The sequence below is a fragment of the Blastomonas sp. AAP53 genome, assembly GCF_000331245.1.
Taxonomy (GTDB): domain Bacteria; phylum Pseudomonadota; class Alphaproteobacteria; order Sphingomonadales; family Sphingomonadaceae; genus Blastomonas.
This window is the reverse complement of the sequence record NZ_ANFZ01000009.1, coordinates 738,110-751,466: the sequence shown is the minus strand read 5'-3', so window position 1 is coordinate 751,466 and position 13,357 is coordinate 738,110. Positions and strand designations below refer to the sequence as shown.

At 60.9% G+C, this 13,357-nt stretch carries 12 protein-coding genes; 8 read left to right on the top strand and 4 right to left on the bottom strand.

The window, feature by feature from the left end; genetic code table 11:
* Positions 1 to 10: 10 nt before the first annotated feature.
* From D618_RS0110555 to D618_RS0110545, 3 genes are all read left to right on the top strand, one after another.
* The gene (locus D618_RS0110555; RefSeq protein WP_017671483.1) at positions 11 to 658 is read left to right on the top strand and encodes an SOS response-associated peptidase family protein; all 648 of its coding nucleotides are present in this window, start codon (positions 11 to 13) and stop codon (positions 656 to 658) included.
* A gap of 190 nt (positions 659 to 848) precedes the next feature.
* On the top strand, positions 849 to 1,055 hold the full coding sequence (gene rpsU / locus D618_RS0110550) for a 30S ribosomal protein S21 (protein ID WP_017671482.1): 207 nt from the start codon (positions 849 to 851) through the stop codon (positions 1,053 to 1,055).
* Between the two features lie 131 nt (positions 1,056 to 1,186).
* Positions 1,187 to 1,789, top strand: coding sequence for an FKBP-type peptidyl-prolyl cis-trans isomerase (locus tag D618_RS0110545; protein ID WP_017671481.1), 603 nt, complete (start codon positions 1,187 to 1,189; stop codon positions 1,787 to 1,789).
* A gap of 65 nt (positions 1,790 to 1,854) precedes the next feature.
* Here the strand turns inward: D618_RS0110545 and D618_RS0110540 are convergent, their stop codons facing one another.
* From D618_RS0110540 to D618_RS0110530, 3 genes are all read right to left on the bottom strand, one after another.
* Complete coding sequence (locus D618_RS0110540) at positions 1,855 to 2,322, bottom strand: thioesterase family protein (protein WP_017671480.1); 468 nt, start codon at positions 2,320 to 2,322, stop codon at positions 1,855 to 1,857.
* Positions 2,323 to 2,471: 149 nt separating this feature from the next.
* Positions 2,472 to 5,078 carry a TonB-dependent receptor gene (locus D618_RS0110535; RefSeq protein ID WP_017671479.1) on the bottom strand — a complete coding sequence of 869 codons (2,607 nt, stop codon included), beginning with the start codon at positions 5,076 to 5,078 and terminating at the stop codon, positions 2,472 to 2,474.
* Positions 5,079 to 5,329: 251 nt separating this feature from the next.
* Positions 5,330 to 7,114 carry an aminopeptidase P family protein gene (locus D618_RS0110530; protein ID WP_017671478.1) on the bottom strand — a complete coding sequence of 595 codons (1,785 nt, stop codon included), beginning with the start codon at positions 7,112 to 7,114 and terminating at the stop codon, positions 5,330 to 5,332.
* A 228-nt stretch (positions 7,115 to 7,342) separates the two neighbouring features.
* On the opposite strand from D618_RS0110530, the gene D618_RS0110520 reads away from it, so the two are divergent.
* On the top strand, positions 7,343 to 9,409 hold the full coding sequence (locus D618_RS0110520) for a S9 family peptidase (RefSeq protein ID WP_017671476.1): 2,067 nt from the start codon (positions 7,343 to 7,345) through the stop codon (positions 9,407 to 9,409).
* A gap of 33 nt (positions 9,410 to 9,442) precedes the next feature.
* Here the strand turns inward: D618_RS0110520 and D618_RS0110515 are convergent, their stop codons facing one another.
* Positions 9,443 to 10,285 (bottom strand): hypothetical protein, encoded by an 843-nt coding sequence (locus D618_RS0110515; protein ID WP_026091543.1) that lies wholly within the window; start codon positions 10,283 to 10,285, stop codon positions 9,443 to 9,445.
* A gap of 311 nt (positions 10,286 to 10,596) precedes the next feature.
* On the opposite strand from D618_RS0110515, the gene D618_RS19395 reads away from it, so the two are divergent.
* The 4 genes from D618_RS19395 to D618_RS0110495 all read left to right on the top strand — a co-directional run bounded on the left by D618_RS19395 (position 10,597) and on the right by D618_RS0110495 (position 13,326).
* Positions 10,597 to 11,259 (top strand): energy transducer TonB, encoded by a 663-nt coding sequence (locus D618_RS19395; RefSeq protein ID WP_081590475.1) that lies wholly within the window; start codon positions 10,597 to 10,599, stop codon positions 11,257 to 11,259.
* A 111-nt stretch (positions 11,260 to 11,370) separates the two neighbouring features.
* A complete protein-coding gene (locus D618_RS0110510; protein ID WP_040370564.1) occupies positions 11,371 to 12,111 on the top strand; it encodes a MotA/TolQ/ExbB proton channel family protein in 741 nt (246 codons plus the stop codon).
* A 188-nt stretch (positions 12,112 to 12,299) separates the two neighbouring features.
* Positions 12,300 to 12,830: a biopolymer transporter ExbD gene (locus tag D618_RS0110500; RefSeq protein ID WP_017671473.1), complete on the top strand. Its 531-nt coding sequence runs from the start codon at positions 12,300 to 12,302 to the stop codon at positions 12,828 to 12,830.
* Positions 12,831 to 12,885: 55 nt separating this feature from the next.
* A complete protein-coding gene (locus tag D618_RS0110495; RefSeq protein WP_017671472.1) occupies positions 12,886 to 13,326 on the top strand; it encodes a biopolymer transporter ExbD in 441 nt (146 codons plus the stop codon).
* Positions 13,327 to 13,357 lie beyond the last annotated feature (31 nt).

Genomic DNA, 13,357 nt, shown 5'->3' with positions numbered 1-13,357 from the left:
TTTGGTGGCTATGTGCAACCTGTATCGCATGACAAGCAACGCCGATGCAATCCGCCAGTTGTTTGGCGCTGCGCTTGGCGAGGTGGATGCAGGCGATCTGAATCTGGCGTCATTCGAGGCGATATACCCCGATTACGAGGCCCCGGTCGTGATCGCGCAGCAGCACGGCGCTTCGCTGGGATTGATGCGCTGGGGCTGGCCGCCGTTCGGCGAGGTGAAGCGCCCGGTGACCAATGTCCGCAACCTCGCATCGCCGATGTGGCGTTCGGCACTGCGTGATCCGGCGCGGCGCTGCCTGGTGCCGGTGACCGCGTTTTGCGAATATGGTGCTGCGCCCGATCCTGTCACCCGCCGCAAGCGCCAGCACTGGTTTGCGCTCAAATCGGGAGACCCCTTCGCCTTTGCCGGGATATGGCGACCAGGCGAAGAAGGCGCGCGGTTTGCGTTCCTGACCTGCGAGCCCAATGAACTGGTTGGCGCGGTGCACCCGAAGGCGATGCCGGTGATGCTGGTAGGGCAGGCGCTGCGTGCGTGGTTGCATGGGGATTGGGAACAAGCCAGAGCATGGGTCACCCCGTTCCCGGATAATGCCATGTGCGCGCTGCCAGGCCGGGGTGCGACCGATGCAACTGGAACACAGCCCAGTCTTTTCGACTGAAAACGGGCGAAATTCCTTGAAAACGCCGCAGTGCGCTGGTAACGGCCCGCATGTGACCGACAGCCCGGTGGCTGGCGTGCCCTGTTTTATTGGCCTTCAAGCTATGGCTTAGCTGACCGTTTTCCGCGCCCCAGGCGTGGCGCGAGCGGATATGGCAAGCTACGATTCGAAATGGAGCTGACGTAAGTTTATGCAGATTCTTGTACGCGATAACAATGTTGACCAGGCGCTGCGGGCGCTCAAGAAGAAGCTGCAGCGCGAAGGTGTGTATCGCGAGATGAAGCTGCGTCGTCATTACGAAAAGCCCTCGGAAAAGCGCGCCCGTGAAAAGGCTGCCGCTGTGCGTCGCGCTCGCAAGCTCGAGCGCAAGCGCGTCGAGCGTGACGGCGGTAAGTAAGCCAGTTATAGCATCGCGAAATGGGCGGATCGGTTAGTCGATTCGCCCCAAAGACCCCTGCCGGCTCCGTTATCTCATTGAGGTAATGTGGCGTTGGCTGGGGTTCGTGATTCCTGTATCCGGAGGCTGCCATGTCCGTTACGCGCGTTCCCATTCCGCCGCTCGCCAAGGGCTCGATCACCAAATTGTGGCTGGGCGTCGCTGTTGCCGTGGCTGTTGCCGGCGGCACCGCTTGGGCAGGGCTTCAGGCTGTTCCCGCTTCGAGCGCAGGCTTCCTTGCCAGCAACGCTGACGAACCTGGCGTGGTGACCACAGAAAGCGGTCTGCAGTTCAAGGAACTGGTGAAGGGCAGCGGCCCATCGCCGACCGACGCGGACGTCACGCTGATCAACTATAAGGGCACGTTGATGGACGGCACGCCGTTCGATGCCAATGAGCGCGTGCCGATGCCGGTTGCCGGCTCGATCCCCGGTTTTTCCGAAGGTTTGAAGCGCATGCAGCGCGGCGGGAAGTACCGCCTCTGGATCCCGGCCGAGCTGGGCTATGGCGCCGAGGAAAAGACCAACCCGCAGACCGGTGAAGTCGTTATCCCGGCCAACAGTCTGTTGGTGTTCGATGTCGATCTGGTCGAATTCATCCCCGAAGCGCAGCTGCGCGCAATGCAGCAGCAGCTTCAGGGCCAGGGTGGCCCCGGAGCGCCGGGCGCGCCACCGCCGGGAATGCCGGGCAACTGATCCAACGCAAAAAGGCCGGTGTCACCACCGGCCTTTTTTCTTGTCTGCCTGCATCAGCGCTGGCGTCAAAACCCTTCGGGCTGCACGATCTCGAAGGCTGCGACCATGTCCTTGAACCAGGCAGGCACAGGTGCAGGCCGCTTGGTGGCGGTGGCGAAATGGACGTAGCTGATCGTCACCACGGTCAGCAGCTCGTCGCCGCGAAAGATCGCGCACTCGCTGGTCATCGAGCTGTTGCCGAAGCGTTTGAGCCGCACCGCCAGATCGATCATGTCGTCGGCCACCGCGCTGGCGCGAAAGTCGACTTCGGCGTGGCGCACCATCATGTCGTGGTCGGGCCCGAACAGGTTGAAGCCGGCGCTTTCCGGTTTGCCGCTGGCTAGGTTCAGCGCGCGGAAATACTCGGTAATGCCGACATCGGCGTACATCAGATAGTTCGCGTTGAAGACGATATTCTGCATATCGACCTCGTGATAGTGCACGCGCTTGGGCGCGATGCTGCGGAACTGGGCGCGGGTAGGCGCGTCCGTCATGCTGGTTCCCCCCTTGATAGGTTGTCTGTCTGTGCGAACGGCATACACAAAAAAAGGGGGGCATGAAGCCCCCCTATGTCCCTGTTTTCAACCTGTTGCGGTCTTGCGCCGCCATGGTTGTGACCAAGCCCGGTCAACTGTGGAATGGATCAGAACTTGAAGCGGACAAGGCCGCCGAAAGTGCGCGGAGCGTTGGGATAGCCCGACACCGTGCCGGCCTGCGCAACGCCTGGGAAGACCGTCAGGATAAACTGCTGATCCAGCAGGTTGCGGGCAAAGGCACCGATCTCGAGCCCATTGTCGAGCTGCAACGTCATCGAGCCGTTGACCAGATTGACTTCGCGGCGGAACTGGTCCGCATTGAAGCCCACGATCCCGTCCAGAATATTGACGTTGCTTTCATGGCTGTAATCCAGGCGGCTGATCAACCTGGTGCCGCTGTCGCCAAATTCGTGCGTGTACGTGGCCGATGTGCGCAGGCTCCATTCCGGAATGCCGCCAGGACGCAGACCCGACAGGTTGCCGAGCGGGCCCGTGGTGAAATCGTCGTACTTGGCATCCAGATAGGTCGCAGCGAACGTAAACACCAGCGCGTCAGACGGTTGGACAGTGGTGTCGAGCTCGAAGCCCTTGACCGACTGCTGACCTGCATTTGCCAGCCCGAAGCCAAGGCCCGTGAACAGGAAGCTCTGGAAGCCCTGGATCGTCTGATCGAACAGCGCGAGATTGACACCAAGGCCTTCCCACTGCGCCTTCACGCCGATTTCATAAACCTCGGCTTCTTCCGGCCCGGCAAAGCGGGTGCCGGTCGAAAGGTTGGGCGTGTTCAGGCCAGCATTGGTGATCGGCGATGCTGGCGCGGCGAAGGACGAACCGCGTCCCGCAGGGCCAGGGCCAGGAATGTAGTCGGTCGACAGCGGACGGCTATCGCGCGACAGGTTCACCGAGCTCGCCTTGAAGCCGGTGGCATAGCTGGCATAGACGTTGACCTCGTCCGAGACCTGATAGGCAGCGCGCAACAGGTACGTGAACTTGTCGTCACGGGTACGGCCATCTTCGACCGCGTTCGGAACATCGGGCGACTGCGTCTGGAACTGCAGCACCGCGAGGGGCAGCAGGGTGTTGACGCCAGGGTTGGTCGCCGCAGCGAGCAGTGCCTGCTGGTTGGCCGCCGGAAGCGCCTGGAACTGCTGACGGGTGCGGATAGCCCCGCCCGTTGCCCCGGTGATGAAGGCATCGACGAAGTTGATGCTGGCCAGCGGATCCAGTGCGTCGAAGTTGATCGCGAAGTTCTTCTTGTCGTCGGTGTAGTTGAAACCGGCGGTGAAAACGAGGCCATCGATCGGTTCGAAATCGACCGTGCCGAAGATCGACCATGACTTGTTATCGAGCGCAAAACGTTCCTGTGTCAGGAAATTGCCACCCAGAATGCTGCCCAGCGGCAGACCCAGACCTGCCTCAATGCTGTTCAGAACCGCATTTCCGACAGCAACGCGCTGCGCTGCGGTCGCGTTAGGCGGAAGCAGTGCAGCCGGCGCGGCCTGGATCGCGGCGAAGTTGCGGAAGTCACGACCAATCGTCAGGTTGCTGTCCTGGGTGATGCTTTCATCGAAATAATAGCCGCCCAGCAGGAAGTTGAGCGGACCATCGAAGTCGCTCGCAATGCGCAGTTCCTGCGTAAAGGTGGACACGGCCTGATCGCGCGTTTCAGCGGTGATGTCGGCGCTGGTGAAGTCGACGTCCTGCGTGAAGGCGTTGGTCAATTCACGATAAGCGGTGATCGAGGTCAGGCTGAACGCGCCAAGCGACCAGTCAACCTGGCCAGAGAAACCGTAGTTCTCGTTGCGGTTGAACGGCACGGCGTTGACGAAATTGTCAAAGCTGAAGAAGTCGGTCGGAAACTGGCCGCCAATTCCGCCGACTGCGCCTGCCGTGACCGGCCCGACGATGACGTTGCTTGTCTGGCAGCAGCTTTCATCGATCTTCGAATAATCCGCAATCAGGCGGATCTTGATGTCGGAGGTGGGCTCGATCAGCAGGTTGCCGCGTACCGACCAGCGGTTGCGGTTGTTGATGTCGGCGTCGTTGAGGTTGACGATCCGGCCGAAGCCGTCGCGCTTCTGATAGGTGCCGTCGAGCGAGAATGCGATGTTCTCGGTAATCGGCCCGGTCACTTCGCCGCGCAGGTTGAACGCGTTGAAATTGCCGTAACTTGCTTCGACCTGGCCACCGAACTCATATTGCGGCTCTTTGGTCACGATCGAGATCACGCCGGCGCTGGCGTTCTTGCCGAACAGCGTCGATTGCGGGCCGTTCAACACTTCGACGCGGCTGATGAAGTTGAGGTCGGAAATCGCCGATGCCGAGCGCGAACGGAACACACCGTCGATGAACACACCGACCGAAGGCTCGATGCCGAAATTGTTGTCGCCGTTGCCGAAGCCGCGGATGATGAAGGTGGTGGCCGACGAGGTCTGCAGCTGGCTGACTCGCAGCGAGGGTACCACGGTCTGCAGATCAAGCACGTCGCGGATTTGAGCCCGCTCGATCGTCTCGCCGCTGGTCACCGATACCGAGATCGGCACTTCCTGCAGCGACTGCTCGCGCTTGGATGCAGTCACGATGATGACATTGGTGTCGGCGATTTCTGCGTCCTGCGCAACATCCTGCGCGAGCACGGTGGATGGCATGGCAAGCGTGCCGATGGCTGCGCCCGAGAGCAGAATGGTTTTCAGGCGTGTGGAGGTGAAGGTCATCTGGGTGTTCTCCCCTAAAATGGCTGACAAGTCGGCCCTGTTCCGGACCTCGTATTGCTTTGGACCGTCCTTATGGTTGACGTGCGTAGGCCACAAACAAAAAGCGCGGAATCCCAAGCGATTCCGCGCCTTGCGTGACAAAATTGCAACGAATTTGCACGGTGACGCGACGTCAATTGCACCATCGGCAATTGTGCGTCGCAACATTCCGTTTACGTCAAGCCGCAAGCTCTCCAGCTTGCAGGAGGTGTTCAGCCGATGGGGGCACAGGCCTGTTCCAGCCAGACAAGAGCGTCCCCATCCAGCTGCGGGGCGACGACCTGCATGACGCGCGCGTGATAGGCATTGAGCCAGTCGGTTTCGGCAGGGCTGAGCAGCGCGGGATCGATGCAGTTGCGGTCGATCGGTGCGAACGTCAGCGTCTCGAAGCCCAGCACGTCATGTTCCGCGCCTGCGATCTCCAATGGGGTGACCAGCACCAGATTTTCGATCCGGATGCCGAATTCGCCTGCCTTGTAATAGCCAGGCTCGTTCGAGCAGATCATGCCGGGTCGCAAGGGCTCGCCCTGGCCGCCGAACGCGGCGATCCGCTGAGGTCCTTCGTGCACTGCAAGGAAGCTGCCGACGCCATGGCCGGTCCCATGGGCGTAATCGACGCCATCGGCCCATAGATACTGCCGCGCCAGCGCATCGAGCTGCCCGCCGCTGGTGCCGTGAGGGAAGCGGATGGTGGCAAGCGCGATGTGGCCCTTGAGCACCTGGGTGAAACGGCGCTTCATCTCCTGCGTCGGGGTGCCGATGGCGATGGTGCGGGTGATGTCGGTGGTGCCGTCGAGATACTGGCCGCCGGAATCGACCAGGTACAGGCTGTCCATGACGATCGGCAGATTGGTCTCTTCGCTCACCCGGTAATGGCAGATCGCGCCGTTCGACGACGCGCCCGAAATGGTATCGAACGAGGTGTCAATCAGCTTGCCGGTCGCCTCGCGGAATTCGAGCAGTTTTGCTGCTGCCGACAGCTCGGTCTCGCCGCCCTGAGGTGCTGCGATCGACAGCCAGTGGAGGAAGCGGCTGACCGCTGCGCCATCGCGCGCCTGCGCGGCGCGGTGCCCATCGATCTCGGTGCTGTTCTTCGTCGCGCGCGGCAGCACGCTGGGGTCGCGCCGGGCAACGATCTTCGCGCCTGCTGCCTCCAGTCGCGAGAAGATGGCCGCGACCGCACGCTCGGGATCGACCGCGACCGCTTTGCCGGTAAGCGCGTCGAGTCCCTTGGAAAAGCCGTCATAGCTGTGCAGTGCTACCTGGTTGCCGAGATGCTGGCGCAGATCGTCGTTCACCTTTTCAGGCGCGACATACAGGTCGGCGCTGCCATCCTTGTGCACGACGCCATAAGACAGCGTCACCGGCGTGTGCGTCACATCGCCGCCGCGCACGTTGAACACCCAGGCCACCGAATCCAGCGCGGTGATCACGGCGGCATCGAGCCCCTGTTCATTCAGCCACTGAGCGATATCGGCGCGCTTCTCGGCAGATTCGCGGCCTGCATAAGCGATGGGGTGGGGGTTCATCACGGCATCGGGACGCGCCGGCTGATCGTGCCAGACGGCATCGACCGGATTGCTCTCCACCGGCTGCAGTTTTGCGCCGCGCCTGGCGAGTTTGGCGGAGGCCTGCTTGACCCAATCGCGCGTGTGCAGCCAGGCATCATAACCGATGGCGCCGCCTTCGGGCACGTTTTCGCCCAGCCAGTCGGCGAGCGATTGCTGCGCAGTGCCGACATATTCGAATAGCCGCCCGTCGACCTGATCGCGCACCTGGATAGTGTAGCGCCCATCGACGAAGATCGCTGCGCGATCGGCCAGCACCACGACCGAGCCCGCCGACCCGCCAAAGCCGGTCAGCCATTCCAGTCGCTGGGCATAGTCGCCGATATATTCGCTCATGTGCTCATCGCAGATCGGTACGACAAAGCCGTCCAGGCCCTGACGCTTCAGGACTTCGCGCAGCGCGGCGAGGCGGGCTTCATGGGTGGACATCAACATGGGGCGCTATCAACTCCTTGCAAAAGCGGTTGGTCAGCAAGATAGAGATTATCCACGTCTCGCGCCAGCCCGGTGCCAGTTTCGGCGTGCGCTGTCAGGATAGTGCCTGAAAGGAAGCGTTCCATGTCGATCCGACTGCCCATGCCGCCTGCCGTCGTCAACGCCGCCATCGGCGCGGCGCTGGCCTTCACGTCTCCCGCCTTAGCCAACGAAAGAGCCTCCATGTCGCAAACCGCCAAGCCGCCCATCGCCGAGCAGCGGCCGTACAGCTTCGAACGCCACGGTGTGACCATCACCGACCCCTGGCACTGGCTGAAGGACGAGGGCTATCCCAAGGTCGATGATGCCGATGTCCTGGCCTATCTGGAGGCTGAAAACCGCTGGTTCGAAGCGGCGATGAAGCCGCATGAGGCGCTCGCACAGACACTGTTCGAGGAGATGAAGGGGCGGATCAAGGAAGACGATTCCTCGGTGCCCCAGAAGGATGGCGACTGGCTCTACTGGGTCGAGTACGACAAGGGCGCGCAGTACAAGAAATGGTACCGCAAGCCTGTCGCCGGTGGCGATCGCGTGCTGCTGCTCGACGAGACCGAGCTGGCCAAGGACAAGGAATATTTCCGGCTGGGCGGCTTTTCGGTCAGCCCCGATGGACGCCTGCTCGCCTATTCGGTCGACGACAACGGCTCGGAACGGTTCGAGGCGCGGTTCAAGGACCTTGCCACCGGCGCGATCCTGCCCGATGTCATCCCCGGAACGCTCTCCAGCCTGATCTGGACCGCCGATTCCAAAGCGTTGATCTATGGCCTGGCGAACGAGAACTGGCGCACCGACAACGCGCGGCTGCACGTGCTGGGCAAGCCTGCCGCTGAAGATGTCGAGCTCTACAAGGAAGTGGACGAAGGCTTCCGTGTTGATGTGGGCGTGACATCGAACGAGAAATACATCGTCATCGCGACCGGCGACAATGAGACCAGCGAAATCCGGTTGCTGCCTGCCGACAATCCGCTGGCCGAGCCGATCCTGGTCAGCCCGCGACAGAAGGGCCGGGAATATGCGGTGGAAGAGCGCGATGGTACACTGTTCATCCACACCAACGACGACCACATCAATTTCCGCCTCGCCACAGCCAGGATCGAGGCGCCAGGCGAGTGGACGACGCTGATTGCCGGATCCGACGATTTCTACATGACCGACATGACGGCCTTCAAGGACTTCTACGTCATCGAAGGCCGCAGCAACGGTCTCGATACCATCGAGATTCGCGACTACGCCGACGTGTCGAAGGTCGCGCCGATCACCTTCCCCGAGGCGAGCTATTCCGCTTCGCTGGGTGACAATCCCGAATGGGACATGAAGGTGCTGCGGCTGGCGTATGAATCGATGGTCACCCCCGACACGGTCTATGACTATGATGTCGCCAGCCGTGAGCTCACGGTGCTGAAGGTCCAGGAAGTGCCATCGGGCTATAACGCCGCCGATTACGAGACGCAGCGCGTGATGATCGCAGCACGCGATGGCACGCAGGTTCCGGTGTCGATCATCTATCGCAAGGGTTTCAAGCAGGATGGCAGCGCGCCGCTACACCTCTATGCCTATGGGGCCTATGGCTATGCCGTGCCGCCAAGCTTTTCGGTCACGCGGCTGAGCATGGTCGATCGCGGCTTTGCCTATGCCATTGCGCACATTCGCGGCGGCGACGATCTGGGTCGGCAATGGTATCTCGATGGCAAGCTGACCAAGCGGACCAACACGTTCAACGATTTCGTCGACGTCGCCAAGGGGCTGATCGAGCGTGGCTACACGGCCAAGGGCAAGGTGACCGCGAGCGGTGGCTCTGCCGGCGGCGAGTTGATGGGCGCGATCATCAACTCCGATCCCGATCTGTGGGGCGCTATCGTGGCGCATGTGCCGTTCGTCGATGTGCTCAACACCATGCTCGACGAAACCCTGCCGCTGACGCCGGGCGAATGGCCCGAATGGGGCAACCCGATCACCGACAAGGCCGCGTTCGACCTGCTGCGATCGTACAGCCCGTATGACAATGTTAAGCCCCAGGCCTATCCGCCGCTGCTGGTCACCGCCGGGCTCAACGATCCGCGCGTGACCTATTGGGAGCCCGCCAAATGGGTCGCCAAGCTGCGTGTTACCAAGACCGATGACAATGTGCTGCTGCTCAAGACCAACATGGGTGCAGGCCATGGCGGCAAATCGGGTCGGTTTGACTCGCTCAAGGAAACCGCCGAGGAATTCGCCTTCCTGCTGTGGCAGATGGGAATGGCAGAGCAATAAGGCTTGGACGCAGCCGGGGCAGGGCGGGGGCGCTCAGCCCCGGCACGGCCCCAGCTGTTCCAGCACGAAGTTATAATCGCGCCGCGCGAGATCATTGTCCGCAGGCGTGTCCGATACCAGCGCGCGCGCAGGAATCTGCGCGGGCAGCGAGCAGGCCAGCCGATACCACAACAAGGTGCCCTTGCGCGGCGGCGCGGCGGCCTCATCGACGATCTCGGTCAGCGACACCGCCCAGCGCGCAGCGAGGCCCGGGCGGCGCAGCACCGTGATCGACACCGGGTCGCCGGTTGTCGTTGCCAGAAAGATCTGCGTTTCCCCTTCTCCCTGCAGGTTGCCGCGGACGTGCAGCGCCTCGCGGATGCCGCGAATGGCGGGCGGGGACTGGGGCGCGACAAGCTCTGTAACGATATTGCGAATCAGTGTTTCATTAGCGGCGGTCCACACAACCTGTGCATTCTTCGCGACGAGCTGGACCTCGCCGGCCCGCGTTCCAGGGCGAGCGAACAGCAGGAATTGCTGCTTCTTCAGCTTGGGCACCCTTCCGCGAGCGTCACGCGGGACATCCACCAGATAGCGAATCGATTCGGAAACACCGGCCTTGCCGCGAATGAGATTCAATACCTGCGCCTCGATATAGAGCCTGGCCATGCCCAGGCCGACATCCGGCGCGCGTGCCGGTTCGATCACGGTGGTCTTTTTCACCAGCACCCGCAGCACCTGCGGGGCATCATCGGCAAGTCGCGCCAAAGTGACGTAATCTGGCGTCGTAGTTTCAGCCGAAACCTCCGCATTCAGGCGGTATACGATAGGAAAACCGCTCACGATGGCGACGCTCAGAGTGGCGAGGGCGGTAAGGGATTTCAGGGCGTGCGGCATCGGCGAGTATCCTCATGTGCGTGGTCCGGGAGGGCGGCTCTCGGGGCTCAAAGGTTAATTCAAACTGAATCCATTTAAGCGATTGCCTGCTGTTAAGTTGCGCGTTAAATCCCCTTTCGGGCAAGAGAAAAACAAACCAGAGGCTGAAGCGCATGAGGGGAGCGGGGCAACCAGATAGGTTGCAATCCGCAATTCGTGTGTTTTCAGCACCGGCCGCGGTCATCGGCTGGTTCGTCCGGGCGTCGCAGATTTCAACGATCAGCGTCTCCCGAATGGCAGGTTTCAATAAGGGTAAGGAGCGTCGTTTCTGAATGGCCTATGCTGATCAACAGGCAAGCGGAAACAAGATAGTTTCCCTCGTTGTCGTGGCATTGATCCACATTGTGGTTATCTATGCCCTGGTAACAGGACTTGCATATAGCGCGGTCAAATCGGTCGCGGAAAAGCTTAACGTCGTCGACGTTGAAGAAGAGGTGATCGAGCCTGAAGAGCCGCCACCACCTCCGCCGGACCAGCCGATTACGCCTCCGCCGGTGGTAACGCCGCCTCCGATCGTCCGGACGCCGCCAACTTCGGCTCCGGTCATAACCACCACACAAACGCCACCACCGGTGTTCACTCCGACACCGATCGTTGCTCCTCCGCCAGCACCGCCGGCTCCGCCCCCAGCGCCTTCCAAGGCATCGGGTGCATCGCCTCGCGGCAACCCTGGCAACTGGGCAACGCCAAATGATTACCCGGCGCGCGCACTTCGCGAAGAGCGCGCAGGCACCACGCGGTTTCGTGTGAGCATCGGTCCTGATGGCCGTGTCACCGGTTGTGAGATCACGGGTTCAAGCGGCCATGCCGATCTTGACGAAGCGACCTGCAAGAATGTGACTCGCAGGGCGCGCTTTAAGCCTGCCCTGGACTCGGCTGGCAATCCCATCGCGGATAGCTATTCGAATGCAGTTCGCTGGGAAATTCCGAAGTAATCGTTTGGATTGGATGCCGCTGCGGCGGATTGGGTTTTGGTTTTCTAGACGCACCGATTTTTTAGCGGCGCTCTATATATTCTCTGAGAGGAAGTTTTGATGTTGATTGAAATGCTTGCTGCGGCTGGAGCCGAGGCGCCGAAAAACGCTTTTGGTTTTATGGAAGCACTCGAACAGGGCGGTGTGATCGCTTATGCCACCGTCGGCATCCTGGGTATCATGTCGTTCGGTTCATTCTTCATCCTTTTCACCAAGCTGTTTGAACAGCAGAAGGTTCTGTCGCAGGGCCAGAAGGTCCGCGACACGTTCTGGCGCGCTGGCGGCATCAAGGAAGGCGCAACCAAGCTCGAAAAGAACTCGGCCTATCGCCAGATCGTCGAAGACGGTATCAAGGCTCAGGAAGAGCATGCCAAGCTGACCGACCCCGTCGAAGCGCATGACTGGCTGCACGGTTCGCTGAACCGTTCGGAAGCCGCCATCAACGCCAAGCTGGCTGGTGGCCTGCCGTTCCTGGCAACCGTGGGCGCAACCTCGCCGTTCATCGGCCTGTTCGGTACCGTTATCGGTATCTACCGCGCACTGATCAAGATCGGCATCTCGGGTTCGGCATCGATCGACCAGGTTGCAGGTCCCGTGGGTGAAGCACTGATCATGACCGCACTGGGTCTGGGCGTTGCTGTTCCCGCCGTGCTTGCCTACAACTGGCTGCAGGCACGCAACAAGCAGATCGCAGCTCAGCTGAGCGCCTTCTCGACCGACGTCCTTGGCTACATGGCTTCGAACGGTGCGGTGATCCCCGCAGCACCTGCCAAGCCTGCTGCTCCGGTCGCCGCGGCACCGATCAAGAAGTAAGAGACGTTCATCATGCCGGCGGTTGGTCGTAAATTGACCGCCGCCGGCTGATGGTGTCGGCACCCACGGCGGGCCTTGCGGGCCGCGATGGGATTTCCGATGCCGACAGGCTCAAGACTGCTGCGCGCTAGCGCAAAACCAATCCGCGGCCACATGGCTCGGTAAGTTAAAGAATAGGATTTATTGCGATGGCAATGAGCGTTGGAGGCGACGGCGGCAAGGAAAAGCCGATGTCTGACATCAACACGACGCCGCTAGTGGACGTCATGCTGGTGCTTCTCATCATCTTCCTGATCGCGATTCCGGTGGTTATCCAGACGGTTGACGACCTGACCATCCCGGTTATCGAATTCGAGCCGACCGAAACCAAGGCAGAGAATATTCTTCTGTCCGTGACGACTACCGACGCCAATGGTCTCAGCCCGGGCGACGATGGGTTCACCGGGGCAAGCCCGAACGGCGAATGCCGGGTTTATGTGAACGTCACTCCGGTCGACAACGTCGAGCTCCAGGATATTGCAGTCAAGCGGCTGGAAGCGATCATCGAAGCGGCAGGCGGTGTGGAAAACCTGAAGGAAGAAGATCTTCCTGAAGTTCACATCCGCGGCGACATCAATGCTCCCTATCGGTGCATTGGCGGCGCGATCTTCACGATGCAGCGTGCCGGGTTTGCCAAGGTCGGCTTCATCTCTTCGCCGATCGACCTGACCGCAGTTTGATAGAGGTCGTCACATGATGATGACCTCCACTACAGAAATTTGGGAGTAGCTTGATATGGCAATGAGTGGCGGCAGCGATGATGGCGAGCCGATGATGGAAATGAACACGACGCCGTTGATCGACGTCATGCTCGTTCTCCTCATCATGTTCATCATCACCATTCCTGTTCAGACCCATGCGGTCAAGATTGACCTGCCGCAGGACAGCCCGCCGCAAGACGTGGTGGTTGAGCCGGTCAAGAATAAGCTGATTGTCGACACCAACGATACCATTTCCTGGAATGGTACGCCGGTATCGCAGGCGCAGCTTGCCGGGATCCTTGCGCAGACGCGCAACATGGACCCCGAGCCTGAACTTCAGTTCCAGCCCGATGCTCGCGCACGCTATCAGATCGTTGACGAGGTTCTCGTGGTGATCAAGCGCAGCGGCGTTTCCAAGCTGGGCTTTGTCGGCAACGAGCAGTACGGCACGTTCCAGAAGGCGCCGGGCAGCTGATCGGTTCAAGCTTTCGATAACCAAAAACGAC

Excerpts from the sequence above, each read along its gene's own strand:
- D618_RS0110530 (WP_017671478.1), bottom strand. The coding sequence starts at position 7,114 with ATGTCCACCCATGAAGCCCGCCTCGCCGCGCTGCGCGAAGTCCTGAAG.
- rpsU (WP_017671482.1), top strand. The coding sequence starts at position 849 with ATGCAGATTCTTGTACGCGATAACAATGTTGACCAGGCGCTGCGGGCG.
- D618_RS0110555 (WP_017671483.1), top strand. The coding sequence starts at position 11 with ATGTGCAACCTGTATCGCATGACAAGCAACGCCGATGCAATCCGCCAG.
- D618_RS0110545 (WP_017671481.1), top strand. The coding sequence starts at position 1,187 with ATGTCCGTTACGCGCGTTCCCATTCCGCCGCTCGCCAAGGGCTCGATC.
- D618_RS0110495 (WP_017671472.1), top strand. The coding sequence starts at position 12,886 with ATGGCAATGAGTGGCGGCAGCGATGATGGCGAGCCGATGATGGAAATG.
- D618_RS0110515 (WP_026091543.1), bottom strand. The coding sequence starts at position 10,285 with ATGCCGCACGCCCTGAAATCCCTTACCGCCCTCGCCACTCTGAGCGTC.
- D618_RS0110535 (WP_017671479.1), bottom strand. The coding sequence starts at position 5,078 with ATGACCTTCACCTCCACACGCCTGAAAACCATTCTGCTCTCGGGCGCA.
- D618_RS0110500 (WP_017671473.1), top strand. The coding sequence starts at position 12,300 with ATGGCAATGAGCGTTGGAGGCGACGGCGGCAAGGAAAAGCCGATGTCT.
- D618_RS0110510 (WP_040370564.1), top strand. The coding sequence starts at position 11,371 with ATGCTTGCTGCGGCTGGAGCCGAGGCGCCGAAAAACGCTTTTGGTTTT.
- D618_RS0110540 (WP_017671480.1), bottom strand. The coding sequence starts at position 2,322 with ATGACGGACGCGCCTACCCGCGCCCAGTTCCGCAGCATCGCGCCCAAG.
- D618_RS19395 (WP_081590475.1), top strand. The coding sequence starts at position 10,597 with ATGGCCTATGCTGATCAACAGGCAAGCGGAAACAAGATAGTTTCCCTC.
- D618_RS0110520 (WP_017671476.1), top strand. The coding sequence starts at position 7,343 with ATGTCGCAAACCGCCAAGCCGCCCATCGCCGAGCAGCGGCCGTACAGC.